Origin of the sequence: Pseudomonas sp. LD120, from assembly GCF_009861525.1 — a bacterium.
Lineage (GTDB): Bacteria > Pseudomonadota > Gammaproteobacteria > Pseudomonadales > Pseudomonadaceae > Aquipseudomonas.
The window spans coordinates 1,543,440-1,570,317 of the sequence record NZ_WVHL01000005.1 but is presented as its reverse complement, the minus strand read 5'-3'; the positions used below and the strand labels follow the sequence as shown (position 1 = coordinate 1,570,317).

Genomic DNA, 26,878 nt, shown 5'->3' with positions numbered 1-26,878 from the left:
CAAAGTCAAAAAAGCGTGAATAAGCAGCCGATCAATGGCTGGAAATTGACTCAAGTTGTTGCAAGAGCAAAGCCGCCTGGGTACGGGTGCGAACGCCGAGCTTACGGAAGATTGCCGTCACATGGGCCTTGATCGTGGCTTCGGAAACACTCAGTTCATAAGCGATCTGTTTATTCAGCAAGCCCTCACAGACCATGGTCAAGACTCGGAACTGCTGCGGCGTGAGACTTGCCAAGCCTTCACTGGCGGCCTTGGCTTCCGCCGAGACACTGACTTCCTCGAAGGCTTGCGGCGGCCACCAGACATCACCATCGAGCACACTGCGCACGGCATTTTGAATGACGTCCATGGAGCTGGACTTGGGAATAAAACCGCTGGCCCCGAACTCACGGGAGCGAACCATTACAGAGGCTTCTTCCTGCGCCGATACCATCACCACCGGAATTTGCGGGTATTGCCCGCGCAACAGCACCAGGCCGGAAAAACCATAAGCACCGGGCATGTTCAGGTCTAGCAGGACCAGGTCCCAGTCGGCTTTTTCAGTGAGGCGGGTTTCCAGTTCGGCGATGCTGGCCACTTCTACCAAACGCACGTCGGGCCCAAGGCCCAGCGTGACGGCTTGATGCAGTGCCGTGCGAAAAAGCGGATGGTCATCGGCAATCAGGATTTCGTATGTGGCCATTATTCAAATGATCCTGTTTTCATGGCAGGACTGATGCATTCAATCCTCACCAAAGCAACACAGGTGCTCGCCAGAATGCGACACCCCAAGAGCACGAACACTGCGAAAAGCCTGAGCCAAACGACGGTTCAAACAGCGCTGGCGCCCTAAACGGCGCCAAGCATGCCCAGCGAAGCCGGGGTGGTCAAGCTTGAAGCTTTGCGGCATCTTAGCGAGCTAACTAAATAAGAGAGCCATCATGCGAAGCCCAGCCTTGCGCGCCGATGTTCTGATGCTGATCACCGCTGTGATCTGGGGTTCGGCGTTTGTCGCGCAAACCTCGGGCATGGACCATATCGGCCCCTTCCTCTACTCCGGCCTGCGCTTCGCCCTTGGCTCGCTCTGTCTATTACCCCTGGTGCTGCGCAGAACAGCTGACCGGCAACCCGAACCCTTGCTCAATCGCGGTCTGCTGCTGGGCGGCGTGATCATGGGCCTGACCCTCGCTCTGGGAATCAACCTGCAGCAAGTCGGGCTGATGTTCACCAGCGTGACCAATGCGGGCTTCATTACCGGACTCTACGTCATTGTAGTGCCGTTGCTGGGCCTGTTAATTGGCCACAAGACGGGCCTGGGCACCTGGCTCGGCGCCATGCTGGCCGTAATGGGCATGTTTCTGCTCAGCGTTGGCGACCATTTTCAGGTCGCCTCGGGCGATTGGCTGCAACTGATTGGCGCCTTTGTCTGGGGCGCCCATGTCATTTTGGTGGGCGTATTCGCCAGCCGGCATGACCCGATTCGCCTGGCCTTCTTGCAATTTGCCACCTGCTCGGTGGTCAGCCTGATGCTGGCGCTTTGGCTAGAACCCATTCATTGGGACGCGATGATTGACGCAGGTCCGGCCATTGTATACGGCGGTGTGATCGCTGTCGGCATTGGCTACACCCTGCAAGTCATTGCCCAGAAGGATGCGATCGCCTCCCACGCAGCGATCATTCTGTCTCTTGAAGCGGTTTTCGCCGCCATCGCCGGGGCTTGGTTGCTCGACGAATCGTTGCAAACCCGCGGCTACTTTGGCTGTGCACTGATGCTCTGCGGCATGCTGGTGGCCCAGTTATGGCCACAGAAGCCCCAAATACTTGCCACCGCTACACAAAAGGCCTGAGCCGGGAATGCACCTCGTCGTGCGGATCGATGGCCTTCTGAAACTTGGCCGACAAGTAATGGGCGCTGAACACATCAAGGTAGGCATCCAGCACCTGGCTGGTCTGCTCGTCTCCCGCTAGCTCCAGGCACAGAGCCGCCACCTCAGCGGTGCAGAAGTGATCGTCGCGCTTGGAGCGGCGCAGCTTGTAACGCGAGAGTTTTTCGGGCGACAGGCTCAATACCGGCAAGTGCTCAAGGTAGGGGCTCTTGCGAAACATCTTGCGCGCTTCACTCCAGGTGGCGTCCAGCAGAATGAACAACGGACGCTTGCCTTCCTCCAACCTGACCTCGCTGACCACCCGCTCGGGGGCCACGAACTCCCCCGGAAACACGATATAGGGCTGCCACTGCGGATCGGCCAGCAAGACCAGCAATTGTGGATCCACCTCGGTGCGGGACCAGTGAAACGCCCAGGTATCAGCAATCACATCAGCGATCAACCAACCGGTATTACTCGGTTTGAGCGGCTCCACATCGTGCATCACCAAGCACATGGCCGACTCGGCGCTGACCTTGGGCCGCCAGGCACACAGGCAATGACTTGGAATCACTCGGCAACGCGGGCAGCGCTCAGCCCGTGAGCCCCGTGCGAAAAAGGGTTTGACCGCACGAGCCATGCGCAGATCACGTAGACGGGATACCGCATGGCTCATCGCTGATCACACCGGCAAAGGACAGGAATCGACACGAAAAAAACTCGAAAGGGTAAAAAGTCGGACAAGTTTATCAGAGCTATCTGTTCAAACCTGTACCGCCTTACTGGCACTCATCCTATAATTCGTCGCCACTGAACGCACAGTCGAGCGACAGGTCGAAGCATCAGTCATTGCATCAGGAGAGTTTCATGTTGCGCTTTACCATCCCTACCGTCGCCCTTCTGCTGGCCCTGCCCCTCGGTGCCCAGGCCGCATCTTTGCAAGAGTTCGAGCTGAGCAAAATGCTGGAGAAGGTCGCAGCGCAGAGCAATGTCGGCACTCCACGGGAAGTCAACGAGAACATTCTCGACCAGGGGTATACCGTTGAAGGCAAAGAGCTGATCAACCACCTCAGCGTTCAGGCTGGCCATGCCGAGCAAATGCGCGCTAATCCCAAAGCAGTCTATCTGCAACTGGGCGCCAGCGTTTGTCGCAATCCCAACTACCGCAAGTTGATGGCCAAGGGCGCGGTCATGCGCTACGAATTCACCGAAAACCGCACCAATCGACCAGTCGCCTCGGCACGGTTCAAGGAATCGGACTGCCCTGCACAGAGCGTGCAAAAGAAAAAGTGATCATGATCGGGCTGCGCGCCTCTGCTGATCGTCGGCGCGCAACTCAGCGACCAGGGCCTGCAGGTAACGCGATTGCCGCGCCTCACCCTTCAACCGCCGCAAGCACTCCTGCTCCAGACTCAAATGATTGGCTGCGGCAGCGGCCTGCAAGAGCTGATAAAGCTGCAAATCAATTTCCAGCACGACAGTGGTCATCCATCGCCTCCATGCCCTCGGCTCACGCCGACAAGAGCCCCGCACACCCTATCCCGGATGCACTCTTGAGCTCACGCTGTAATTGAGTAAATCAGAGCGGCAGACCCACGCTAGGCGTTCTGACGAGCGGTGTCGCGTCCAGGGCATTCAGCAACAAGCGGTTGCCAGCCAAGACTTGATGCGCCCATGATCAGCTCATGTCCAAAGGTTCCCATTGATTGCCCACGGGCGGTTCAGGAGGTCGTCCATCCTGTCTTGCAGTGCGAATATTTTCTTCAATAAAGGAAAGCAGAACCGCTCTGGATGATCGAACACCACACCGTGGATATCGGCGGTGATCGAGTCAGGCACGTTGCTCACGCGCTGAGCTGAGCCAGTAACGACACCGGCGGTGTCGTGGCACACTCGAATCTCTCGGCCGTGCACAAGGTTCTGTGCAGAAGGAGAAGTTGAATGCCTTACCAATCGAATGAACTGTTAACCCGTCATTTTCAAAACAACGGCGCCGACCTCGCAAAGCAGGTTGAGGAACAACTCCAACTGATCGCTCCCAACAGCCCAAACCTCCCCCTTTATCGCGACATGATGCTCACCGTTCTGCGCATGGCCGAAGACGACCTCAACCGCTGGAATGCCAAGATCAGCTTGCAAGCGCTACGGGAGCTGGAGCACGCCTTCCGAGTACTGGAGCAATTCAAGGGCCGGCGTAAAGTGACGGTTTTTGGCTCAGCCCGAACCCCCAGCGAACATCCCCTGTATGCCATGGCCAAAGAACTGGGAGCCGCCCTCGCCCGCTCCGATCTGATGGTGATCACCGGTGCCGGTGGCGGCATCATGGCCGCCGCCCATGACGGCGCAGGTCTAGAACACAGCCTAGGCTTCAATATCACCCTGCCCTTCGAGCAGCATGCCAACCCAACAGTGGGCGGCACAGAAAATCTGCTGTCGTTCCACTTTTTCTTCACCCGCAAGCTGTTCTTCGTCAAGGAAGCCGATGCCCTGGTGCTCTGCCCGGGTGGTTTTGGCACCCTCGATGAAGCCCTGGAAGTACTGACCCTGATTCAAACTGGCAAAAGCCCATTGGTACCAGTGGTGCTATTGGACGTACCGGGCGGGCAGTTCTGGCAAGGCGCCTTGGACTTCATCCATAACCAGTTGGAGGCCAATCGCTACATTCTGCCCAGTGACATGAAATTGGTACGTCTGGTGCACAGCGTTGAGGACGCAGTGAAAGAGATCCAGCAGTTTTATGCGAACTTCCACTCCAGCCGCTGGCTGAAGCAACAGTTCGTCATCCGAATGAACCACTGCCTGAATGAACAGGCGCTGGAACACATGCAGAGCGCATTCGCCGATCTATGCCTTAGCGGCCGATTTCAGCAAGATGCCTACAGTGGAGAGGAACACGATGAAAGCCAGTTCAGCCATTTGGCACGACTGTCATTCGCCTTCAACGCCCGAGACAACGGCCGTTTGCGCGAACTGATCGACTTCATCAACCTGCCAGAGAACGGATCCAGAGCTCAAGCCAAGCCCCCCCAACGCACCAGAGAAGCAAGCAAAGTCAACTGACAGCACCCGCTGCGTCATGCGACGGGTAGCGCCTCAGTCATCCATGTCCCGGCCGCTCAACAGGCGGCCGATCATGTCCATGGCATATCCGCGATAACTCAGAAAACGCCCTTGCTTGGCGCGCTCTCGAGCATCCACGGGAAACTGTCCAGAAAACTTTCGCAGCCAAACGTCTCGCAATTGCTCCTGCCAATCGATTCCGCACTCACGCAAGGCAAGATCAATGTCGCTACGTTGCAAGCCGCGCTGGCTGAGCTCCTCGCGAATACGCATCGGCCCATAGCCTGAACGAGCACGATAGGAAACGAAACTTTCGAGGTAGCGCGATTCGGACAGCAAGCCTTCTTCCGTCAAACGGTCGAGGGCGGCTTCAATCATTTCAGGAGGGGCGCCGCGCTGACGCAGTTTACGCGTCAGCTCGACTCGACCGTGCTCGCGTCGCGCGAGCAGGTCCATTGCAGCCCGCCGCACCGCGACGAGGGTATCGAGTACGGCGGTCATTGGATCAATCAGATATCAGCGTCGGCCATATCATCTTCGGTCTCTTTGACCGGATTGGCTTTGACGTCTGGCGAAGCAGTCAGCAGCTTGTCGCGAATCTGCTTCTCCAGCGCATTGCCGATCTCTGGGTTGTCATGCAGGAACTTGGCCGAGTTGGCCTTGCCCTGACCGATCTTGTTGCCCTGGTAGCTGTACCAGGCACCGGATTTCTCCAGGAAACCATGGAGCACGCCCAGATCGATGATTTCGCCGTTGAGGTAGATACCCTTGCCGTAAAGAATCTGGAACTCGGCCTGACGGAACGGCGGAGCCACCTTGTTCTTGACGATCTTGACTCGGGTTTCGCTACCGACCACCTCGTCACCTTCCTTCACCGCACCGGTACGACGGATATCCAGACGAACCGAAGCGTAGAACTTCAGCGCGTTACCACCGGTGGTGGTTTCCGGGCTGCCGAACATCACGCCGATCTTCATCCGGATCTGGTTGATGAAGATCACCAGGCAGTTGGCGTTCTTGATGTTACCGGTAATTTTACGCAGCGCCTGGGACATCAGGCGGGCTTGCAAGCCCACGTGCATGTCACCCATTTCGCCTTCAATTTCAGCCTTGGGTACCAGCGCCGCCACGGAGTCGACAATGATCACGTCTACCGCGTTGGAACGCACCAGCATGTCGGTGATTTCCAGGGCTTGCTCGCCGGTATCTGGCTGCGAAACCAGCAGATCATCAACATTGACACCCAGCTTGCCGGCGTATTCCGGATCCAGCGCGTGCTCGGCGTCGACGAAGGCACAAGTGGCACCGGCTTTCTGCGCCTGGGCAATGACCGACAGGGTCAGAGTGGTCTTACCGGACGACTCGGGACCGTAGATTTCAACGATACGGCCTTTTGGCAGACCGCCAATGCCCAGAGCGATGTCCAGACCCAGAGAGCCAGTGGAAATGGCCGGGATCGCCTGACGGTCGTGATCGCCCATACGCATGACGGCACCCTTGCCGAATTGACGTTCGATCTGACCCAGGGCCGCAGCCAAGGCTTTCTTCTTGTTGTCGTCCATTAAAGTCCTCACGTAATCAATAAGGCCTGACGGCCAACACCTGTATAAGTAGCCAGTATTATTCCACAGCGCTCAAGGATCGCCTACCCCTGATTTGCGATTTCTGCTGCGGCGTGTTGCAGCAACCCCTCTAGCGCGGCCTTCACCGTTTGTCGGCGAACCTCATCGCGATTACCGGGGAAGTGCCGGCACTCGGCGGTCAGCGTTTCTCCCGCGCCCCAGGCCAGCCACACCGTACCCACCGGCTTCTGCGCCGAACCACCATCCGGCCCGGCGATGCCGCTGACCGCCACCGCAAAATGCGCACGACTCTTGGCCTGCGCCCCCCGGACCATAGCCTCTACCACTTCACGACTGACCGCACCGACCGAACTGAACAAGTCGTCCGGCACATCCAGTTGCTGGGTTTTCTGACGGTTGGAATACGTCACATAACCGGCCTCGAACCAGGCCGAACTCCCTGGAATCCGGGTGATCGCCTCAGCAATCCCTCCACCGGTGCAGGATTCCGCCGTGGTGACGTGGGCATTCAGCACCTGCAGACGCCGGCCAAGTTCAGCGGCAAGCTGGGTCATTTCTTTCACAATCCTCTCCTGTTGGGGCTGGCGTGTGCTTACCGTACACCAGGAAAGCAGGCTTGCAAGTGACAAGCCGTCAGGAAACCCAACGGCTCTGGATCAAGATGTTAGGCGATGCCCATTCAGGAAAGTCCGAGCTGCCTGATAGGAACTGCGCCAGCAAGAAAGCTTGCGCTGCTCGTACATCTGCCAAAGCCCATCGGCCTGAACCAAGGGCAGGGCGAAAATACCTGTACTTGCTCACAGGCTCTGCCAGCGTGTTTGCCGCAGAAGACGATTCGAGCTCGATAGCGCCTGCCACGGGCGGCAAGTCGCTTGCACTCAGCACATCTGTATTCTTTAAACATCGGCAAGCCCATTTGCTTCCCCCCCCGCCCGCCCATACAGAACGCGACAGTGATCCATTTTCAAACACGCCTGGAGGGCCGTCAGTGCAACCCCGGAGCCCCCTGCAGCAACGCCTGAGACTCCCGCACCCACTGCTGCAACGCCTTCAATTGTTCGGTGTTGGCGTGGCATTGGTTGTAGTTGTCGACGACGCTGGCGGCGACGGTAGAGAGTGCAAGGCCCGAGGCGGCGCCATCAGCGACGCTGGGGCCTCTGGCCAGAGGCAGGTTGGCGGCGCCGGCGTCGTGCACCCGGACAAAACCACCAGGCACAACGCAAGCATCATCCGCCGCTTTAGATACATAAATAGGAACCTCCTTGATAAGGCTGACGCCCGCCTCACGGACCTTGACGATGCGATCGACGTACTCGACCACCACCTTCTCCTTGACCCTGCCCAAGGCCCGGCCTTGCTCGAAGGATTGCTGCAGCCGAGCCTCGTCCAGGCGCTGGTATTTACTGCGTTCGCTGCCGGCACCGCTGACAAATCCCAGGGCATAGAGCGCCCCAAGCGCCACGGCGACGGCGACGGCGACGGCGACGGCCAGCCAACTGCGAATAATCATCACGCCCCCTCTCACTTTTATGGAATGAATAGAACGACTACAAAAACCCTGTAGCCGCTGCTGAGCCTTGGCGAAGCTGCGACTGAGTCGACAACCCACGCCCCATGGCGCGACCGCCATCACCACGACCGCTTCGCGCTCGTACACAGCCTGCGGCAGCGGCTACAGAAAGAGTCGCCCTCCACACCTAGACCTGAGGCAGGCACAGCACCGCCCGCGCCCTGGCCCAGAGTTGCAGGCGATCCTGCAAACCGTTCAAACCGCCATTGATACGGCGAGTGATGCTGTTGAACTCATCACGATCGGCCAGGGCATTGAGCCCGCCGCGCTCCCAGAACCAGGCCGCCGACTCGGCGGCCCATTGCGGCTGCTCCAGCAGCTGCGGCAATTCCAACAAACGCTCATCGCCAAACAGCCCGAGGCTGCACTGGCGATAGTTGCTGCGCCCGGTGATCTGGATCAGCCCGCGCCCGCGGTACCGCTGGCCGTCGCCGTCGGCCTCTGGAGTGTTGCCCAGGCGTGCGGCGAGCGTGCCGGTGTCGTACTTGCTCAGGTATTGATCACTGCCCAGCTCGCGCACGTATTGCAGTTGCCCGGATTCGTGACCGATCTGGGCGAGAAAGGCTGCCTGGCGCTTCGGTGTATCGATCTGCCGATGAGCCATGGCGGTGTTGAGTGGAGTAACAAAAACGCCCGCTTGGCGGCGGGCGTTGGGGAGGATCTGCAGCAGCTGCTGCGTTGTAATCGGCATCAGAAAAACCTCATTAATCAGAAAAGAAAACGCCCCGAAAGTGCGGGGCGCTTACTGGGGGTCACCTGGCTGCCGTGGCCAGTCAATCGTCCCTGGGTAGCCCTGCTGCTCAGGCACACGATTGACAGCAACGCGGTACTGCCTCCACGCTTTGAGGCTCGCCAACTCAGTCGCGGTGGCCTCATCGAGGTCTATTGCATCTTGTAGCGGGGCAATGCGAAGAGTTGCAATTGACAACAGTTGGTCGCACTTCATTTTTGCCACCGCTGCCATTTCTTCATCTGTTGGAGGGAGCGGATCAACAAGCGCGGGCCGACCATCCGCCCCGCGAGCAATCAGCTTTCCCGATGCCTGACCGGACAACAAGGCCGCATGTTCTTCTGCTGTTATCTCAACAGCGTCATCTGGAATGGCTCCACCATGAATTTCTTCTGAGTAGAACCCTGACGTACTTGCAGCAAAGAAAATACTCATATCCCCTCCTAAATTACCAACCGATTGCGATATAAGTTACTGGTTTGTTAGCTGAACCACCGTTGTAAACCTTACAAACCGCCGAGAAGCCCTCCTTAACTTTATAGGTTACAGTCAGACCTATTTCATTCAAGCCGGGAGCCGGTGATTCAACGATCGGTAATACAGCCACGCAAACATTTGGGAACGCCATTGTGAAACTCGTGAATCGAGCGTCAGCGCCCAAACTCCCTGTTGCCCCCCATTGAATAGTCAGCCCCGTATCACCACACCGCCACCATGAAGGTGTGAGAACATTTCTAGGAAGTTGCGCGCTTTGCAAATAGGCCGCAGGATTAAAGTTACCGGCATGCCATGCGACGTTCCCGAAAAAATATGGGATCTTCGCGGCGGCATCTAGCTGAAGTGGAAAGACAGTCTCCCCCCCACGCTCCGCAAAGATGCGAAGAACGCTACCGACAAGATCAAGGTTGGCAGTACAGCTGGGGGTCTTCCAAGAAATTTCAGGCGAGTCATCAGTCCCGTTATTGAGAGCGAGCCGCCCCGATAGTATGCCCCCTGCCCTCGGGAGTAAGTTTGCGACATCTGTCTTTGTTGCCCCGTCCGTGATGCTGTACCCGGCAAGCGTAGTGGACTTATCTGCTTTTTTGCTAAAGTCTTCTTTTGTAACTCCGCTCTCAGCAACAATTTTAGAAATTGCTTTGTATAGCTGATCATTACTTAGTTCATCAGGCGCTATTGATGCCGCCTTTAGAACGTTAAGAATTTCAGAAGTAACCGCATTTCCCCAGCTCGCCGGAATCAACGAGCCAACTTGCCCAGTTGTAGTGTTCTCGTCAACAAACTTGCCGTTGACCAACCCCACGTTGGGCACACTCTTCGGATAATCCATTTACACACATCCCCCATAATTAATAAATTCCAGCGCATGCGCCGGGGCGCTGCGGCGAATGACGCACTCCAGGGCGCCGCTCGGGTTGACCCCGAAGCGCTCACCCCAATAGCTGGCCCCAAAGCGCCGCCCCAGACGGCGCCGCGGGCCCGTGTTGAGCGTCCACATGAACTGTGCAGCCCAGGTGCCGAAGTGGGCTGCGCCAAAGCGGGAGCGGCCAAACCGCGGAGCCCGGCGCTCCGTGATGGTGGCTTCGGGATAACCGAGGCGCACCGCGATCTCGATGAAGTAGCCACAGGATTGCCCGCCGACTGCCGTCAGCCGTTGGCGCACTGCCAGACGGCGGTCCTCAAATACCGGTTCAAGCCCGATGCAGGGATCTGGCAGCCCCATGACGCGCTCCCAGTCAGGCACCAGCTCATTCACGCCGCCGGCATCCATCTCATTCAGCAAGGCGAAGGCCCGGGCTTCGATGCGCGCCAGCTCCTGCGACAAGCCTGTCAGCACCAAGGCCAACTCAGGGACGCGCTCAGGCTCCCAAGCCGGCCCCGCAGGAAGCAGCGCCCTCAACTGGTTCTGATACTGATCCGCTGTTCTTAAGCCAGCCATATGCAGCCCCCATAGATCAGAAGCTCGTTGGGTTTTGCTGCTACATCAGTAACCGGCGCCACCAGTTGGTGGTCCCATTCACCAGCTGCCCCGCTGATGGCCTCGGCGATGTGAGTCAGCAAAAGAGCCTCACCCAGCGCTGCCTCACGCGCATGCAGGTCACGCAACTGCGCCTCAACGGCCGCCCGAACCGCAGAGGTATCCGGGTTCAGCCGGATGCTGTACACCACCGATTTGCGCGTGGGGGCCAAGACATACACCTCAGCGGTTACTGGTCGCCGCGGTTCGATGTACTGCTTAACCTGGGCCAGCTGTTCAACCGTTGGCATCGGATCGGCATCGTCATCGCGCATGACGAACAGGCCCACAGTGCCCGGCCCCAGGTAATTGCGCCGGGACCAGGCGCGGGTGATCCCCGGGCATTCCATCGCCCAGGTTTCGTAGTCGTCCGCCGAGCCGCCGTGGGGAATGATCCGGTAGGAACGGATCACCCGGGAGCGCAGGGATTCGAGGCTTTCCCGGGCCACGCCACCGGTCAGGCCCGGGGCCAGGACGGTGAACGCGTTGCCGATGCCTTGCACCGGCTGCACCGCAGTCAATTCCAGGCCCGCATCGGCATTCCCCAGGGTCCCGCCATCGACCGCCTGGATCGTGGTGCTGTTGAGCCCCGCAATGGTGGTGCGGGCGGCAGTCACCTTGTAGCTGCGACCGTCGCTGCTCTGCAGCAGGGTGTCGACATCCAGCACGGCACCAGCCGCGGCGTTGAAGCTGACGCTGCCGTGGGCCGCCTGGGCTGCCTTGCGCGGCTGGTTCAGACGCAGCGCGGCGATACGTTCCAGGGTCGACTCATCGGCCTTGTCCGGGAGGATCTGCTCGGCGATCCAATCCAGGTAGCCGTACAGGCCAAAGGCGGCACCGCTGAGGGTGCGGGCCAGCACTTGGGCATCGGACTGGCGCAGCGAGTCGCTGGCCAGGTCGCTTTGGGTGCGCTGAATCAGCACCGGCAGCGAAGGGGTTTCAAACGGCATAGGTCACCTGCCAACTGTGAGTGGGGTTGAGGTCCAGGCGTTCGCCATCGGCCAGGATCAGCACCGTGCGCAGGTTCAGACGCTGGGCGTCGAGGCGCTCGGTGATGATCTCCACGGCGTTGCAGTGGCCATCGTCGATCAGCCACTGCAAGGCCTCGCGGGCATAGAACTCGGCGTCGAGCTGGGTCTGCCGGCTGAGCTTGACCCGGCGCAGCAGCCACAGCCGCGAGCCGATGCGGTCGTCGGCCACCGTGGGAAAGCTGTCGCCCCACCAGCCGTAGCGCTGGTCATCGTCTAGGGCGTCGTCATCAGCAGCCCGGCGCCAGGTGAACAGGCTGATTTCCACGGCCCGGGTCAGGGCGTTCTTCAGGTCATAGGTGGCAAACATGCTTAACCTCCCACCGGCGCGCCGGTCTGCCCCGGGCCGGGTTGCACGCCGCTGTGGACGTGGTTGATCTGGCTGATGCCGGCGGCGACCTGATCGCCCTGGGAGACGATCTTGCCGCTCATGCTCAGGGTCGGGCTGTCGATGTTGACGCCGCTGCTGGCGCGGATATTCAGGGTCGCGGTGTCGATGTCGATGACCCGCCCGCGCTTGAAGTGGATCTTGTCGCCCTCGTCGGTGTAGATCGCCACTTCGCCGGCGGCCAGGGCCTTGAGGCGATAGCGCCGGTCGGCCACCACCAGCACCACCGCGTGGGAACGGTCGCCCCCCAGAAAGGTGGCGATGCCCTCGGCGCCGGCCAGGGGATTGCTGGTGAACCCGTAAGGCTCGAAATGCTCCATGTCGTCGTTGACCTCGCCGGCGGTGAGGCGCATTTGCAGCGATTGCAGTTTGTTGGCCGAGTTGGCGAGCACCACGGTGCCCCGCGCCAACAGGCGTGTCAGTAGGCTCATGCTGAGTTCCTTGGGGATAGGCGCCGGCATGCCGGCAAACAGGTGTTCGGCGTTGCCTGTGAGGACGCTTTCGCCGGCAAGCCGGCTGCTGCGGATAGACGCGGGGATCAGGCTTTCGCGGGGGCCGGATTGGCGTCGAAGGTCTGCGGCGGCGCCACCTGCAAGGTGGTGATCGAGCCCTGCTCGGACAGCGACCAGGTGACCTTGGAGATCAGCATGTCCTGGTCAAAATCCAGCACCGGATCGATCACACGCACCAGGGTGTTGTGTCGCCACAAGTCGCCATTACTCTGGCGCCAGCCCTGTACCTGATAGGTGGTGGTCAGGGCCTTGCCGGTGCGGGTGCCGCGCTCCCAGTCAGCGCGCTGCTGAGCCAGTTCCGCACTCAGTTGCGCCGCCTCGCTGATCACCGTCACCCGTTTGCGTGAAGCACTGGCATCGCTGGACTGGCCGGATACTTCGCTGACTGCTGCACCGCTGCTCTGGTCGCTACCCTTGTGCTGGCCGATCACCCGGTACTCGGAAAACACCGCGGAAAAATCCATGGCGGCGTTGGCCGAGAGAATGTTCTTGCCCAGCTCCAGGGCATCGCTGGCGCGCCCACCACTGCCCGGCGCCGCCAGCAGGAGGTAACCGTCAGCGTCGTCGGTGGAAAATACTCGGTACAGGGTCAGCAAACGGTCGATGGAGGCGAACACCGTCTCCCCCGGCACGATGCTGTGGGTGTGCAGCTTGCTGGTTGGAGCGATCTCGCTGCGCACCCCGACCCCATAGGAGCCGGCCAGGGCGCGGACGATGCTCAGCACGTCCTGCTGGCGCCACTGACTCGGCCGGTTGATGGCCGCGCAATCCACCAGATCCTGGGTCAAGGAACTGCCCTGGACGCTCAGGCTGATCTGCTGGCCGTCATAACTGATCGGCGCCTTGTAGACATGCCCGGTGAGCACCAGGTCGCAACCGATGCGCACCTGGCAGCGAGCGCCCGGGCGGATGCGCACCTGCGCATCCTGCCCCGGCCATTGCCAGGTGATGTTGAGGCTGAAGGTACGGAACTGACGCTCCAGGTCGGCACTGATCTCGACGCTTTTCCAGCCGCTGTAATCCAGTCCGTCCACCGTTAGGGTGACGATATTTGCCAATTCGTCCATGAGTCACTCCCGAGCGATTTGCAGATCAGCCGGCGGCAGGAAGCCCGGATGAGCCACCCGGTTGCGCTGCACCACTTCGCCGACCCGCGTCGCATCGGCAAACCGCTGATAGGCCAGCACCAGCGCCGGCAGGCTGCTCTTGGGGCTGAGGCTGACCAGCCGCACCCCAGAGGACGCCACCGCATTGAGGTGCCCCTGCACCTGCTGACGCAGGGTGTTGAGCGCCTGGTAATGCACCGCATCGGCCTTGAGCGCGGCTTGCCAGATCAGCTCATTGAACTGATCGCGCAGCGCCAGCACATCGTCGGCCACCGGCACTTCCAGGCGCTGCACCGGCCGGCTGGCCTGCTGCGCCAGGGGCGGCGTGTTCTTGAGCTTCACCACGGGCGTGGCCACCGGTAACGCCGACACCAGCCGGGCGATCTGCACCAGCAGCGCATCCTGCACCAGGTTGGCCACCGCCTCGGCCGCCGCCGTGGTGTCCTTGCCGGTGGTCAGCTTCGGCGCATCGATGCGCCGGGCCGCCTCCACCTGCTGGGAAATATCGGCGAGCATCTGCCGATAGCCGGTACGGGCAAAGTCCTTGAGCCCGCGTACATCGTCCAGCAACCCCTTGAACTCCGTGCTCAGCTCCTTGGGTATTTCCTTGACCGCTTTGACCAGGGTGTTGAGATCGCCATAGAACTCGATCAACGGCTTGAACTCGTGCTCGATGACCTGATACACGTCCGCCAGCCCCTGGCGCAAAGACGCCACGCCGATCCGTGCCTGCTTGATCAGGTTGGTGGCAAATTCGAACCGCAGCACCGCCGCCCCCAGCAAGGTATCGCTGGCCACCAGCACCTGCTGCTGGGTATTGACCACCGCCGAGGGAAAGCGCAACGGCTGGTCCGGATAGAACTTCAGGCTGAAAGTCACCAGACCGCCGTCCTGGCGGCTCTGGGTCATCTCGCATTCGCCGACCTTGACCTGCATCCGCCCAAGCCAGGGGTGCACCAGCTCGCCGCTGCCCTCCTCCAGGGCCTTGAGCAGCTTGTCGCGCTGCTCCAGGCAATCGGCGCCGACGATAAAGGCCGTCAGATCGTGGATTTTCGCCTGCTGGCCAAGGCCCTCGAAAAACGGCTGGTCGCGCTGCGGGTACTCGTGCAACTGACCTTTCTGGCCCACCGGGGTTTTCGCCTGATCGACCCAGAACGGCACGCCGCGAAAGGATGCGGGCAACAAACGATCACGCCAGTTATCCGCCATTGGAACCTCCTAGGGAAAGTGAGCGATAGCCCAGGGTCGAAGCCACGTTCAGGCCTGGTTGATTGGTCTTGGCCTGTTCCGCACGCAGGCCTGCCGGGGCGTTTTCGAAACGCACGGTCAACCCGCCTTCGAGTTGCGTGCGATTGTTGGCAGCGTTCTGCTGGATCAGGGCACTGGAGTTCTGGGTCAGCGAACTGCCCTGGGTTGCGGCAAAGGGTGATGCCAGTCCGCCTTTACCCTCGGCGTTGATTTGCCTTTGCGCCTCGGTAAAGCCTTCGACCTTGCCGGTGACCGTGGCAATCAGCCCTCCGAAACCGCCCTCGAACAGCTCCTTGATCGGCACCATCAACTCTTGAAGCTTGCTCCACAGCCCGGAAAACCAATCGGCGATGGGGGCCCAATTGGTCATGATCAGCTCCATCGGCGACCAGTCGAACAGGGCTTCAATGGCCTTCCTGATCGAGTCGATACCCGGTTGCAACTCGGCCCAGATCGAACTGAAAAAGCCCGTAACCGCGCCCCAGTTGTTGTAAAGAATCACCAGCGGAGAGAAGTCGAATAGCGTTTGCAGGACCTTCTTGATCGCATCGATACCCGGTTGCAGCGCCGCCCAGATCGAGCTGAAGAAGCTGCTGACAGCCCCCCAGTTGTTGTAAAGCAACACGGACGGAGAAAAGTCGAACAGCGTCTGGAACACCGTTTTGATCGCCTGGACGCCCGTTTGCAACGCTCCCCAGATCGACGCGAAGAAGCCGGTGACCGCGCCCCAGCTCTTGGTGATCATGTCCATCGGCACCCAGTCGAACAGGCCTTTTAGAAAGGCCATCGCCGGTACCGTCAAGGCCTTGAGCGACTCCCAGATGGATGCGAACAGGCCCGTCAACCCAGCCCAGTTATCGATGATCAGTCCCAGAGGTGACCAGGAAAACACCTCTTTGAGGAAGCCGACGACCGAAGCCGTCATCGCCTTGATACTGTCCCAAAGCCCGGCAAAGAACGCCGTGATGGTCCCCCAGTTGCCGATCAGCATGCCCAAGGGCGTCCAGCTGAACAGGGTTTTCAGCCCTTCCAACGCCTGCGCCGCAAGATTCTTTACGCCCTCCCAGAGACTGACAAAAAAGGCCGAGATCGGCCCCCAGTTGGCAATGATCACACCGGCCGCCAGGGCAATGCCCATGGCAATCAGCATCACCGGATTGGCCTTGGCCACGGTGCCCATCAGGTCGAGCACCTGGGTCGCACCGGTCACGGCGGTTTGCATCGCCGAAAAGGCAATGGCACCCATCGCCAGCCCCTCAACCAGCTTGGGGTTGTCGTCGAGCAGCGTCCCCACGCTGTTGAGCATGGGCTCCAGACCGACCACCAGTGCCCCCACCGCCGGCGCCAGCGCAGCATCAATGGCCGAGGACACCTTGGCCATGGACTGACTGAATACATTCATGCCTTTGGCTGCATCGGCCGACGCGCTGGAATCGCCAACCTCGGCCAGCTTACCCTTGAACGCGTCGCAGGCCTTGATCCCGTCGAGAAACGGGGTGATCAAGCTGCCGCCCTTGAACAGACCACTGATGTCCAGCTTGCCCAGCCCGGTCTGCTCAAGGTTTTTCTTGAAAGAGTCGACCTTGCCTTGAAGGGCGACGAGTTTGGGTGACAGTTCGTCGATGCCGGTCAACAGCACCGACTTCTTCTCTACGGTTTGTGTGTCTGCCATCACTGCACCTGCTGCATCGCATTGATCCGTTGCGCGTGCTCCAGGGATTCCCGGAGCACATCCAGTGGCCTGGCCATCATCTGTTCGGGGTCGACCTTCCAGAACCAGGCCAGGTCATAGGCGACAGCGATCAGGTCGGCGATGGCTGCGATGCCGCACTCATGAAAAAACTCGCCACCGCCCAGCTCAGCGCGTTGAGGTCCACCAGGTCCAGCTGGTTCACCGAAGACGGTGGAATGCCGGCGCAGACCGCGATGTATTTGGCCGCGACGTCCATGTCGAGGCTGACTTCTTCGCTCTTGTCGATCTTGTACGGCAGCGCCTTGATCGCCCGCACTTCCTGCACCGTCGGGCGGCGCAGGGTGAGTTCGCTCAGGGGCTCGCCGTGGGCCTCGATGGGCACCTGCAGCTTCACGGCATTGCTCATTGCCAGGTCCCCTTCTGCCCTTCGAAGTTCAGCTCGATGCTGGCGTCGTCGCCCTTGGCAATAGGCTCGTCCACCAGGTAGGCGCCAGCCAGCACGTAGACCTTGCCGTTGGCGAACTCGCAGGTGACGGTCATGTCGGAACCGGCAATCATCTGCTTGAGCGGAAAGTCCGGGGTGTGCAGCGCGGTGACTTTGAACGACGGGGTGAGGTCGGTTTCCTTGTAGAAACCCGGAACCACGGTTTCCCGCTTGACGGCCATCAGCGGTGCTTCGCAGCCGCCGCTGATGGTCAGTTGAGCGCCGTCCACTTTGACGTAGCAGGTGCCCGCAATCAGTTGACCCATGATGTTTCTCCCAAAAAATAAGCCCGCTCAAGGCGGGCTGAAAAAGCGCAGTGATGCAGGTCCGGCTCAGGCCGCGGCGTCGTACTGCAGACGGAATTGGTTGAGCAGCGCAAACACCCGCAGGCCGTTGATGTAGTCCGGCGGGAACAGCACGTTGACCCGGCTCGGGTCCTGCACGTCGCGCTCGACGATCAGGTGCTCGGCGAACAGCTCGGCGTTCTCCACATGGCCTTCCAGCTCCAGCTTGGCGTACTGGGCGATCAGCTCACCGCGAATGGTGCTCGGGGTGACGATCGGCTGGCCGGCGCCGAAGCGGGTGCCGTCAGAGGCCAGCTTGTGGCGCCCGTACTTACTGGTGATCACGCTTTGCAGGCGACGCACGATGAACGCCGACTGGTGCATGGTTTCGCTGTCCAGGTAGGAGTTGTCGGCCTGGCCGTAGGCGTTCTTCTGGTAGGTGGTGATCGCCCGCTGAATGCGCATATAGCCGCCTTCGTAGTAGGCGGTGGCGATGCCGTAACTGAGCAGCGACTGGCGCTCGGTGAGGGTAAAGCGTTCGCTGGCCGGGGCCGGATCGACCCCCGGCAGGCTGCCGCTCTGCGTCGGACGGCTGGCGTCGGCGGAGATGAACACCGAGGTCCGCGCCGCTAGGGCTGCGGCCTGTACCCACACCGGTTGGGGAACGCCGGTTTCCAGGGCCTGGATGGTGATGTGCTGATCGTTGCGCGCCTGACCGGCCGCCACCAGGGTGCCAACAGTGCCGCGCTTGGCACTGTAGACATGGCCGAACAGCTGCTTGGCCCAGGACCAGCGGCCGGTGTTGTCGTCCATCACCGCTTGCCAGGCATTGAGGCTGGCGGTGTCGGTCCAGGGCATGCAGATGAACTCGAACGGCTCGTCGCCCAGGGCCGCCAGGGCCGCGACCTGATCCGGCACGCCGGTGCCGCCGGCCATCTTGCCCAGCACCGGGGTCAGGCCGGCCGGGGTTTCTTCGCCATTGCTCTTGCCCAGGCGATTGAGTTGCAGGCTGATGTCGTTGCCGCTGTCGCCGGTCCACTTGGCACTCAGGGTCAGCGTGCCGTCGACCGCTGCCGCAGTTACCGGCAGGTCCACCGCCGCGTTGACCTTCAGCGCCAGGGCGCTGGCCGCCTGAGCGGCGCTGGCGCCACTGACGATGGAGGCCTGCACCCGCACCCCGCCAACGTACAGATTGAGCAGGCCGGCGGCGCTGGCGCTACCGGTGAGCTTCAACTCGGCCTTGGCCACGCTGCCTTCAGTGCTGTGCAGCGGCAGGCACCAGATCTCGCCCACCGGGTCGGTCTTGCGCCAGGTTTCATACATCGAGGCGAGCATCGAACCTTGCCCGCCGATGCTCTTGGCCAGGGCCACGCTGGACACCAGCACCAGCTTGCCGAGGTCATCGCCGGTCTGGTTGTCATTGACTTGGGCGACGATCAGACGGCGCATGGCCGAAGACGCGCTATTGGCCACCGAGTTGTCCATCTCGGCGTAGAACAGCGGAACACGGATGTCCGCCGGGATATTGCTGAAACCGATCGCCATTATTTGGCTCCTTGAGATTTCGCCGCTTTCACGGCCTTGCTAGTGATATCGCCATCGGCCAGACGCCGGCGCCACCAGGCGTTGTCCGGCACTTCACGGCCAGAGGCCGGCAGCAGATCGCCTGCTTCCGGGTCCGGTACGGCGCGGCCGGCGACCGGCAGCACAGTGATGCGTTTGCTCATTGCTTCAGCTCTCCTGAAAAAGTCAGCTCCAGGCGCCCATCGGGGCCTGGTTTCTTCAAATTGGGGTCCGCCGGATCGATGGCATCGACCCGCACCGTGACCCCGGTCAAGGACGGCAAACCGTCGAGTTCACGTTCATGCCAGGTTTCCGCCGGCTGGCTGGGCAAGTTGCGGCCCAGCTGGAACTCGGCGAAGAAGCGCAGGCGGTAGAGCAGACGGGTGGCGTCGAACGACACCCGTTCACCGCCGTCGTATTGGATCGGGTTGTACTCGGCGCCGGGCTTGAAGCCGACTAGGGCGCGCCAGACTTCGGCGCGCAGGTCGTGCAGCGGATTCAGCGCTTTTGTAGGGTCGGTGGCGCCAAGTGCCAGAACCACTTCAAATCGATCGCGGATGGTCTGGCGAATGATGTTTTGTCCGGCGCTGGCACTGGCCAGATCATTGACTGGCGCCAGATAGGCCACCGGGGTTGATGCACCAGCGGCGGTTGCGGCATCGCTGCCAACAACAATGTGCCCGGCAAGGCTCGGGCACTGTGCTTGTAGCTGATCGAGAACAGCCATGAGTTTCATCGCAAGACTCCAGGAACGGGATTCATCAAGGCAGCGGCGAGGCCGGTCGATTGGGGGCATGAAAAAACCCGTCGCGACGGGTTTTGCAGAAACCGCCGGCAATCGCTGCCCCAGGTTGACGGCGGGATCTGTGGCCGAACGCAGCCGATCCGCCCCGTCACTCCCGCCCCGCCGGCAATAGCTCAGCACCGGCCTTGAGCCCGGCCTGCAGCGCGGTCCAGAACTCGGCATTTTCATAGCCCATGGCCCAGACGCTGGTGCCACCCAGGCCCAGCTTGGCGACCAGTGCGGTCTTGGTCTTGATGCTCGCGGCGTCGTCGTACCAGAGCACCGGTTGTGCGCGCTCCGGGGTCCACTCCACGCCGTCGGCAAAGGTCCGGACCGGCCCCCAGGAGGCGTAAGGAGTGGCCGAGGCGGCGTCCCGGTGGGTGACGGCGCGGTGCTCGGCAATGACTTCCTGATAAGCCGACCAGTGCACTCGATTGCCAATGCTGTAGTCCTGACCGTAGGCCGGCAGCCCGGCCAGGACCTTGCTCGGCGCAACTTGCGACACGGCGTAGCTGAGCAGCGCCTGCTGCCAGTCGGCACCGGACCCGGGGCCGGGCCAGACTTCGTCGTGGAAACCGCCGCTGCTCCAGCCGGGGCCGACCTGGTCGTAGGTCATGGCCTGGAAGTAATCCACCGCCGCGCCCAGGGCCTTGTAGTCGTAGCCTTGCAAGTACTCGGGCTCGCGGTCGCTGGACTTGGGCGGGACGCTGATGATCAGTTTCTTGCCGCTGGCATGCAGGGCGTCGCCCAGGGCTTTGACATAGGCGGAAAAAGCCTTGGCATTCCTCGGTTCGACCTGTTCGAAATCCAGGTTGATCCCGGCAAAACCACCCTCTTTGACCAGCCTCAGCAGTTGCTTGATGCTGCTGGCACTCAAGGCCTGGTCGTTGACGATGGAGTGGGAAATCGCCGGGTCGAAATCAGCAATGCCCTCGTTGTAGTCGGAGACGGTGGGGTACAGCGGCAGGGACTTGGACTGGGCGAAGCGAATGATGTTTTCGCTGGTTGGGGTCATGCCCTCCTGGTGCAACTGGCCAGTGACGGTCAGCCCGTAAACGCTGCCCAAGCCCACCGCGGACAGGTTGCCGTGGAACGCTTGCAGGTTGCTGTAGGACGCTTCGACCTGGCCGTCGGTATAGGCCAGCACAAAGGGCCCGGCATGGGCTGCGGCGGCCAACAGCAAGCTGCAGCTAGCGATCAATGTTTGCAACAAAAAGCGGATGCCTCGCTTCGAGGCCGGGTTGCTGATGCCTGGGTTCATGAAAACTCCTGCGAATTTTTTGCATGCGTGGGAAGGAATAGAACGCTGGATCGGAGCGATCCGAATGAGTCGGCCGCGCGGAGATTCGCGGTGCCGTTGAAGGGTTAAAGCTGCACCACCCTGAGTGGCTGCTTGGCGTTTTTTTTCTGAGCCTTGGCTTTGGCCTTGCCTTGTTTGCCGCCGTTGCACTCCACCGTGGTGACCCACCCGGACGGGTTGAACAACTGCTCCACCGAGTCCACCAGGTACTCGCCATCCAGGCCGGCCTTGAAACCCTGGGCATTGATCAGCCGCTCGGCAAACAGATCGGTGCGTCCTGGCATTTCCAGGCGCACCCCCGCGCTGCCGCGGTTGAACGCCGCCAAGCGAGCCTTGGCCGCTTGCTCGGCGGCGGACTGGTTCGGGTACAGGTGACGATCGGTGTGCACCGCCGGCACGCTGTCCGGCGCGGCGCTGTTGCCCAAGTCGATGATCCTGAGCGTGCCGGTCTTTTTGTCCTGATGTTTGGTCTGCACCGCCTTGTGGGTGCTGGTATCACTCAGGCGGAACAGATAACGACTGACGTCGCCACGCGTGACGGTAACGATGCCCAGGGCCTTGCCACTGGCACTCAGCCCAGCCTGGCGAGGCAGGACCAGCAACGTGCCTTCGGCCACCTTGGCGGTGCAGTCGTACTGCCGGGCCAGGCGGGTGATGAAGTTGAAGTCGGACTCGTTGAGCTGGTCGATCCGCGGCACCTTGGTCGCCACCGGACAAACCGGCTGCCAGCCGTTGCGGGCCGCCAGGTCACGAACAATCTGCGCCAGCGCCACGTTCTCCCAACTGCCGCTGCGGATGCTCTTGCCGCTGCCGCGCATGTCGCTGGCCTTGCCGCGGATCTCGATGGCGTCCGGCGGTCCATTGACCACCACTTCATCGACGGTGTAACGCCCCAGACGACTCAGCGCCTGGCCGGCATAGCCGAGGAAGATTTCAATCTGGGCACCGCGCCTGGGCAAGGCCACCGCGCCATCACGGTCATCGATATGCAACTCGAAGTCGTCCGATTCCATCCCGGGTTTGTCCGAGGTGCGCAGCTTCAGCAGCCGATCGTTGATCTGCGCCGTGATATCGCGACCGTCGGCCAGGATACGAAAGACCGGGGTCATGGCCTGTGCTCCAGAAAATGAAGACCCCGCACGCAGCGGGGTCTGTTGAGTGGATGCAAGCTCAGTCCCATAACTGAACCTTCGCCTCGGTCCGAATCGGCAGGTCCGGTAGCAGGATCAGTAGCCCCGCGCGCAAGGGTTGCGGTTCGTCGGCCAGGCCCTGGTTGGCGTCCAGCACCGCCTCGACACTGCCATTGAGGTGCCCGTAGTAGCGATGACACAGGGTGTCGAGCCGATCACCATCAGAGGTTCTGCAGGTCGTTGCCATAGCTCAAAAACTCCAGTGAAAACCCTTGTTTGCGGGGAATGCCGCCCGCCAGCAGGTGGCTCTGTTCCTCGTCGATGCTGGTGAGGCACCAGGTGCCCAGCACTTCGCCGTAGCCCGTGGTCAGGCTCAGGGGCTGCAGGCGCCGGCCAATGCTGCGCAGCGCCTGCAACTGCCCCAACCCGCCCTTGAACCCGGGAAAGATCGCGCCCTTGAGGGAGATCTTGTCGCCACCCTGCCCCACCGCCTGCTGCGCGATGCTGCGGCTCAGGCGCTCCTGGGCCGCCCAGCGAAAGCCGGTTTGCCGGCGCAGCTCATCGAAGGCCGCGGTGTCGAGGTTGAAGTAGAACGGCTCGGCCGCGGCCGCCAGGGGCTGCAGGATCAGCAGGTGCGGGAAAGGTTTCACCGCCTCCGCCGCCGGGGTGTCCTGGGGCGCCAGCGCGCCGGAAGGAAAGATATTGCCCAAGGCCGGGCTGATCTGCCCGCCGATGCGATTGATCGCCGCGCCGGCCTTGGCCACCTGCTCCTGCAAGGCGCCAAGACGCTGCTGCATCTGCCCTGCCACGGTCACGGCCTGACTGTACTTGGCCGCGACTTCACCCACCGCCGACTGCGCCGCGCCGATGCTGCGCATCGTGCGTTGCAGCTTGGCGCCCAGCACCGGGCCGACCCAGGGCAGATTTTCCAACTCCGAGGCGGCGCCGGTGATGTCGCTGATGGCGCCGTTCATCGGCCCCAGCATTTCATCGGCGCTGCGCCGCCCCGCCTCCGCTGCCGTCACCAGGGACGCGAGCCCCGATTGCAGCTGTTCCATGTAGGCCATGGCGCCTCCTTAAACGTGTGCCGCGTCGAACAACTGACGACTGGCCGCCTGACGGCTGTATTCGTCGAACTGAAAGCGCAGGTAGGGCTCCAGCTCCCGGGCCAGTTGCGCGGGATCTCTGACATCGCCCTGCACCGAGATCGACAGGTTGGGCGCGAAGCTCAATTGTTGCTCGATCGCCGGGGGCGTCGCCGATTTGAACGGCTCCGGAGGATTGCTCAGCGCAAGGCTCGACGCCGACGGCGCTGGACTGGCCAGCGAACGCGCCGCTTGCCCCATCAGCGGGGAGGGCTGGCTCGGTTGGAAGGATCTGGCGATCTCGCCCATGACCGGCGGGATGTTTTGCCCGGCGTTGCGCATCATCAGCGGCCCGGCCGCGGGCATGCTCTTGAGCGACTCGTCGGAGCCGAACAGTTTTTTGCCCAAGGCCCCACCGGCGGCCGAGCCGCCCCAGGCGCCCAGGCTGCTCAAGGTGAAGCCAATCAGGCCGCCGGCGATAGTCCCTATCCCCGGCACCACGGAGCCAATGGCCGCACCGGCAGCCGCAGCCGCCGCAGCACCCGCCAGAACACCGACCGCCTCCCCATACCCTTCGGCTTTTTCATCGCGGGTCGTCGCGTTCTGGTAGGTGTCCAGAGCCTTCGCCCCCGCCTCTACCACGGAAAAAACACCACCGCCTTTAATCAAGCGGCCCATGACGGCTCTCCCTGACCTGTTGGGCACCGCCGCGCCGGCACCCGACGCGGGGCCCGTAGGGGCCGGGGCACGGCGAGTCGAAGGTCTGCCGTCTGATCGCTTGCCGCCCCTGGCCTTTTTACCGCCCCGTCGGCCCTTGCGGCTCAAACCATCGGTATCACAGCACAGCGCCCGAGGGTTGGTGACAAAAACCCGCTGTACCCCTCCCTGGCTCGCCGTCACCGCCCCCTTACCGTTACCGAGCACAGGTTTGCCCGCGCTGAGCACAGAGTTCATACGCTTCAGCGCCCACAACCCCAGCCCCAGCGCCACCAGCCTCTGCACAACAGACGGCACTGCATCGCTCAACTGGGTCAAGCCTTGCGTCAAGCCGATGATGCCCCGAGCGGCAAGGTCAGTCGTCGGATGGATCGCATCGCCCACCGAGCGCATGCTGTCGTCAATCGCACCAGCGGCCTCGCTCCATAATTGCGAGGACGTCTCGCGCCGTTCGGCCAGGTTCTTGTCGAGAATGCCGGCGGCGGGTTTCTGAGACGTCAACTGCCGATACAACGCGCTGTTCTGTAAATACCCCGCCAGTGCAGCCTTGGTGTTCATGTCGACAAACAGGTTGCCGGTATGCAGGGACTGCTCCAGAGCATCAAGCATGGCTTGAGCCTTGAGCGGGTCCACCTCGTTGTTGATCTTGGCCGTTGCCTCGGCAATGTCCCCAGCCCGCGTCGGGTTAATGGCTTCGATGTAACGCTGGGCCAAGGCAAAGCTCGCCTCCAGCGTCGACATCCCCTTGAACAAACCGGTATTCAAGGATTTTTGATAATCAATCCCGACGTCTCTGTAAGCATTCGCCATCGCCGGTGAGCGCATGTTGCTAATCCAGCTTTGAAGCGTATTCGCCGCCTGATCGGCATTACCCGTACCGTGGGTTTGAACCTGCAGCATCGCCCCCAACTGGTTGACCGACTCGAGCCCGGTAATACCGGCGTTATTCAGGGCGTTGAGCAAGGTCGGAAACCACCGGGTCATGTCGGCGGCGTCAAAGTTGCCGGCATGGCTTTGTTGGGCGATCCTTTCCAGCGCCTGCCGCATCACCGAGAACTCGGTGATGCCCGCCTTGTTCTGCAAGGCGACGATGGTCTTGGCGGTCTCCTCAGCGCCCGCGCCCTGCCCGACAGCAAACTTGGCTGCAAGCGGCGCGTATGCCAAGGCCTGATCCAACTTCACACCACCACCAAGCAGTTGGCCCACCAGTTGAGCCACCTGGTTGCGCTCCATTCCTGTGTCTCGCGAGACCTGGATGACAGTGCTGCTTATCTGCTTTTCCTGCGGCGTGTTGGCTATATCGGACTTGATCGCGATGTCGCGGATGATCTTCTGATAATCGGCGCTGATCTGCACAGGAATGACCACGGGCTTGATCCCTTCCAGCGCTTGACCAATCTGCACATCCAGATTGGCCCGTCCGCGCTCACTCGACGCCGGCCCCTTGCCGCTCAGGTCGACACCTTTGGCCACGGCGGCCAGCGCCTGATACCCCAAACGCAGTTGGTTAACCTGTACCTCTTGAGCCTTGAGGCTCGCCAGATTGCCCTCCAGCCGGGTCAGCAACAACCTGGCGCCGGCCTCGCTGCTACGGTGCATGTCGCTCCACTGCTCACGCAGCAGTGAGGTCTTGCCAATGATGTTTTTCCACACCACGGCGCTTTTACTCTGATCACGCCATTTGCCGATCTGGCGTTCGACGGTGTACAAGACAGCGCCCATCATCGGAATGACGACACCTCCAAACACCCGATTCACTGCTGGTTTGCTCGCCATCTGCTACTCCTGATCCTTGGGTGACGGGCTCAATCCGTGAGCCACCAGACCATGTCGGAAAACCTCATGGTCATGATTTCCTCGGCGGCGAAATGCAGCTCGCGAGCGAGCCGTTTCGCCGCCACCTTCATCACCGCCGGATCAAAGCTCGTCGTCTTGCACCAGGCGAAAATAGCCGGCCTGCAGGCGCTGATAGTCCTTGAGTGCCATGCTCTCCAGGTCCTTGGTGCTGATTTGCGCGAGGCTGGCAAACAGCATCAGCTCGCGCTGTTCATCGTCACCAACGCCGGCCGCACTGGCGGCGCGCACATCACGCACCGTCGGCGCTCGCAGGGTGAGCCGGTCGCAGACCACGCCGTTCATCTCCACCGGCTTGCTCAGCGCCAGCACCACGCTGTCGCTGCTCAGGGTCATCCAGGACGGAATCTTGTCGATTGTTTGAGACATGAGGTGTCTTCCTTACAGGCCCAGGGCCGAACGTTGCGCGGCGAGCTGGTCGACGCCGTTGATCACACGCTTCATGCCCAGGGCATCAATCTCGTAGATCAGGCGACCGTCGACTTCCAGCTTGTAGTAGGTCAGGGCCACGTTGTGCTTGATCTCGGCCTTGTCGCCGGACTTCCAGTCGCCCATGTCGACCTCTTTGAGCAGGCCGCGCAGGGTGACGATCACCGGGGTGACCTTGCCCTTGAGGCCCTTGAAGGCGCCACGGAACACACCGTTGAAGCCGCTGCCATCGGCCAGGCCGAACATCTTCAGCGACTCGCGGCGCACGCCGGTGGTGGTGAAGCCGGCCTCTTGTTTCTCCATGCCCATGTCCAGCTCCACCGGCACATCCATGCCACCGACGCGGTGTTCCTCGGTCTTGAGGGTCAACTTAGGCAGGGTCAGGCTCGGCACGTCGCCTTGAAAGCTGATGCCATCGACGAACAGGTTCATGTTCGCCAGGGTTTCGGGAATCATTGCCATTGCTGCGGCT

32 protein-coding genes are annotated in these 26,878 nt (G+C 61.4%); 3 read left to right on the top strand and 29 right to left on the bottom strand.

All coding sequences use genetic code 11. From position 1 onward, the window contains the following. Nucleotides 1-31: 31 nt before the first annotated feature. Nucleotides 32-682, bottom strand: coding sequence for a response regulator transcription factor ErdR (gene erdR, locus PLD_RS21490; RefSeq protein WP_159896263.1), 651 nt, complete (start codon nt 680-682; stop codon nt 32-34). A gap of 238 nt (nt 683-920) precedes the next feature. Between erdR and PLD_RS21485 the strand changes: the two genes are divergently transcribed. Beyond that, nucleotides 921-1,826 (top strand): DMT family transporter, encoded by a 906-nt coding sequence (locus tag PLD_RS21485; protein ID WP_159896261.1) that lies wholly within the window; start codon nt 921-923, stop codon nt 1,824-1,826. Here the strand turns inward: PLD_RS21485 and PLD_RS21480 are convergent. Next, nucleotides 1,810-2,520 carry a tRNA-uridine aminocarboxypropyltransferase gene (locus tag PLD_RS21480; protein WP_159896259.1) on the bottom strand — a complete coding sequence of 237 codons (711 nt, stop codon included), beginning with the start codon at nt 2,518-2,520 and terminating at the stop codon, nt 1,810-1,812. The genes PLD_RS21485 and PLD_RS21480 overlap by 17 nt on opposite strands. A gap of 191 nt (nt 2,521-2,711) precedes the next feature. Between PLD_RS21480 and PLD_RS21475 the strand changes: the two genes are divergently transcribed. Then, complete coding sequence (locus PLD_RS21475) at nt 2,712-3,137, top strand: PA3611 family quorum-sensing-regulated virulence factor (protein WP_159896257.1); 426 nt, start codon at nt 2,712-2,714, stop codon at nt 3,135-3,137. Here PLD_RS21475 and PLD_RS21470 read toward each other — a convergent pair whose 3' ends face one another. Next, nucleotides 3,138-3,332, bottom strand: coding sequence for a hypothetical protein (locus tag PLD_RS21470; protein ID WP_159896255.1), 195 nt, complete (start codon nt 3,330-3,332; stop codon nt 3,138-3,140). 453 nt (nt 3,333-3,785) lie between these two features. Here PLD_RS21470 and PLD_RS21465 point away from each other — a divergent pair, with 453 nt between their 5' ends. Beyond that, nucleotides 3,786-4,904: a TIGR00730 family Rossman fold protein gene (locus PLD_RS21465; RefSeq protein WP_159896253.1), complete on the top strand. Its 1,119-nt coding sequence runs from the start codon at nt 3,786-3,788 to the stop codon at nt 4,902-4,904. Between the two features lie 33 nt (nt 4,905-4,937). Here PLD_RS21465 and recX read toward each other — a convergent pair whose 3' ends face one another. The 26 genes from recX to PLD_RS21335 form a co-directional block, all read right to left on the bottom strand. Beyond that, the gene (recX, locus tag PLD_RS21460; RefSeq protein ID WP_159896251.1) at nt 4,938-5,405 is read right to left on the bottom strand and encodes a recombination regulator RecX; all 468 of its coding nucleotides are present in this window, start codon (nt 5,403-5,405) and stop codon (nt 4,938-4,940) included. 8 nt (nt 5,406-5,413) lie between these two features. Next, entirely contained in the window at nt 5,414-6,466 is a 1,053-nt protein-coding gene (recA, locus tag PLD_RS21455) for a recombinase RecA (RefSeq protein WP_159896249.1), read from the bottom strand. Nucleotides 6,467-6,549: 83 nt separating this feature from the next. Next, entirely contained in the window at nt 6,550-7,050 is a 501-nt protein-coding gene (locus PLD_RS21450; protein ID WP_159896247.1) for a CinA family protein, read from the bottom strand. Nucleotides 7,051-7,472: 422 nt separating this feature from the next. Beyond that, nucleotides 7,473-7,997 (bottom strand): hypothetical protein, encoded by a 525-nt coding sequence (locus tag PLD_RS21445; RefSeq protein WP_159896245.1) that lies wholly within the window; start codon nt 7,995-7,997, stop codon nt 7,473-7,475. A 187-nt stretch (nt 7,998-8,184) separates the two neighbouring features. Further along, nucleotides 8,185-8,748: a glycoside hydrolase family 19 protein gene (locus PLD_RS21440; RefSeq protein WP_159896243.1), complete on the bottom strand. Its 564-nt coding sequence runs from the start codon at nt 8,746-8,748 to the stop codon at nt 8,185-8,187. 51 nt (nt 8,749-8,799) lie between these two features. Next, nucleotides 8,800-9,222 (bottom strand): tail fiber assembly protein, encoded by a 423-nt coding sequence (locus PLD_RS21435; protein WP_159896241.1) that lies wholly within the window; start codon nt 9,220-9,222, stop codon nt 8,800-8,802. Between the two features lie 13 nt (nt 9,223-9,235). Beyond that, nucleotides 9,236-10,114 carry a hypothetical protein gene (locus PLD_RS30770; RefSeq protein ID WP_256674710.1) on the bottom strand — a complete coding sequence of 293 codons (879 nt, stop codon included), beginning with the start codon at nt 10,112-10,114 and terminating at the stop codon, nt 9,236-9,238. Continuing rightward, nucleotides 10,115-10,723, bottom strand: a complete 609-nt coding sequence (locus tag PLD_RS21425; RefSeq protein WP_159896239.1) for a YmfQ family protein — start codon at nt 10,721-10,723, stop codon at nt 10,115-10,117. Further along, nucleotides 10,711-11,751, bottom strand: coding sequence for a baseplate J/gp47 family protein (locus PLD_RS21420; protein ID WP_159896237.1), 1,041 nt, complete (start codon nt 11,749-11,751; stop codon nt 10,711-10,713). Before PLD_RS21420 ends, PLD_RS21425 begins: the two co-directional genes overlap by 13 nt. Continuing rightward, entirely contained in the window at nt 11,741-12,139 is a 399-nt protein-coding gene (locus tag PLD_RS21415) for a phage GP46 family protein (protein ID WP_159896235.1), read from the bottom strand. Before PLD_RS21415 ends, PLD_RS21420 begins: the two co-directional genes overlap by 11 nt. Before the next feature lie 2 nt (nt 12,140-12,141). Continuing rightward, nucleotides 12,142-12,648 carry a phage baseplate assembly protein V gene (locus PLD_RS21410; RefSeq protein ID WP_159896233.1) on the bottom strand — a complete coding sequence of 169 codons (507 nt, stop codon included), beginning with the start codon at nt 12,646-12,648 and terminating at the stop codon, nt 12,142-12,144. A gap of 107 nt (nt 12,649-12,755) precedes the next feature. Further along, nucleotides 12,756-13,796 (bottom strand): phage baseplate assembly protein, encoded by a 1,041-nt coding sequence (locus tag PLD_RS21405; protein WP_159896231.1) that lies wholly within the window; start codon nt 13,794-13,796, stop codon nt 12,756-12,758. A gap of 3 nt (nt 13,797-13,799) precedes the next feature. Continuing rightward, entirely contained in the window at nt 13,800-15,044 is a 1,245-nt protein-coding gene (locus PLD_RS21400; protein WP_159896229.1) for a DNA circularization protein, read from the bottom strand. Then, complete coding sequence (locus PLD_RS21395; RefSeq protein ID WP_159896227.1) at nt 15,034-16,755, bottom strand: phage tail protein; 1,722 nt, start codon at nt 16,753-16,755, stop codon at nt 15,034-15,036. Before PLD_RS21395 ends, PLD_RS21400 begins: the two co-directional genes overlap by 11 nt. A gap of 130 nt (nt 16,756-16,885) precedes the next feature. Beyond that, nucleotides 16,886-17,182: a phage tail assembly protein gene (locus tag PLD_RS21390; RefSeq protein ID WP_159896225.1), complete on the bottom strand. Its 297-nt coding sequence runs from the start codon at nt 17,180-17,182 to the stop codon at nt 16,886-16,888. Beyond that, the gene (locus PLD_RS21385; protein ID WP_159896223.1) at nt 17,179-17,526 is read right to left on the bottom strand and encodes a phage tail tube protein; all 348 of its coding nucleotides are present in this window, start codon (nt 17,524-17,526) and stop codon (nt 17,179-17,181) included. The genes PLD_RS21390 and PLD_RS21385 overlap by 4 nt, the downstream gene beginning before the upstream one ends. Nucleotides 17,527-17,592: 66 nt before the next feature. Beyond that, nucleotides 17,593-19,089, bottom strand: coding sequence for a phage tail sheath subtilisin-like domain-containing protein (locus PLD_RS21380; RefSeq protein WP_159896221.1), 1,497 nt, complete (start codon nt 19,087-19,089; stop codon nt 17,593-17,595). After that, nucleotides 19,089-19,271, bottom strand: coding sequence for a DUF2635 domain-containing protein (locus PLD_RS21375; RefSeq protein WP_047302105.1), 183 nt, complete (start codon nt 19,269-19,271; stop codon nt 19,089-19,091). The genes PLD_RS21380 and PLD_RS21375 overlap by 1 nt, the downstream gene beginning before the upstream one ends. Next, nucleotides 19,268-19,843 carry a hypothetical protein gene (locus PLD_RS21370; RefSeq protein ID WP_159896219.1) on the bottom strand — a complete coding sequence of 192 codons (576 nt, stop codon included), beginning with the start codon at nt 19,841-19,843 and terminating at the stop codon, nt 19,268-19,270. Before PLD_RS21370 ends, PLD_RS21375 begins: the two co-directional genes overlap by 4 nt. A gap of 157 nt (nt 19,844-20,000) precedes the next feature. Continuing rightward, on the bottom strand, nt 20,001-21,152 hold the full coding sequence (locus tag PLD_RS21365; protein WP_159896217.1) for a glycosyl hydrolase family 18 protein: 1,152 nt from the start codon (nt 21,150-21,152) through the stop codon (nt 20,001-20,003). Nucleotides 21,153-21,256: 104 nt separating this feature from the next. Further along, nucleotides 21,257-22,300, bottom strand: a complete 1,044-nt coding sequence (locus PLD_RS21360; protein ID WP_159896215.1) for a phage late control D family protein — start codon at nt 22,298-22,300, stop codon at nt 21,257-21,259. Nucleotides 22,301-22,361: 61 nt separating this feature from the next. Further along, entirely contained in the window at nt 22,362-22,568 is a 207-nt protein-coding gene (locus PLD_RS21355; RefSeq protein ID WP_159896213.1) for a tail protein X, read from the bottom strand. Further along, nucleotides 22,543-23,388 (bottom strand): phage tail protein, encoded by an 846-nt coding sequence (locus PLD_RS21350; protein ID WP_159896211.1) that lies wholly within the window; start codon nt 23,386-23,388, stop codon nt 22,543-22,545. The genes PLD_RS21355 and PLD_RS21350 overlap by 26 nt, the downstream gene beginning before the upstream one ends. Before the next feature lie 9 nt (nt 23,389-23,397). Continuing rightward, entirely contained in the window at nt 23,398-25,899 is a 2,502-nt protein-coding gene (locus PLD_RS21345; protein WP_159896209.1) for a phage tail tape measure protein, read from the bottom strand. Between the two features lie 141 nt (nt 25,900-26,040). Continuing rightward, nucleotides 26,041-26,346 (bottom strand): phage tail assembly protein, encoded by a 306-nt coding sequence (locus tag PLD_RS21340; RefSeq protein ID WP_159896207.1) that lies wholly within the window; start codon nt 26,344-26,346, stop codon nt 26,041-26,043. Between the two features lie 12 nt (nt 26,347-26,358). Next, on the bottom strand, nt 26,359-26,868 hold the full coding sequence (locus PLD_RS21335; RefSeq protein WP_016965333.1) for a phage major tail tube protein: 510 nt from the start codon (nt 26,866-26,868) through the stop codon (nt 26,359-26,361). Nucleotides 26,869-26,878 lie beyond the last annotated feature (10 nt).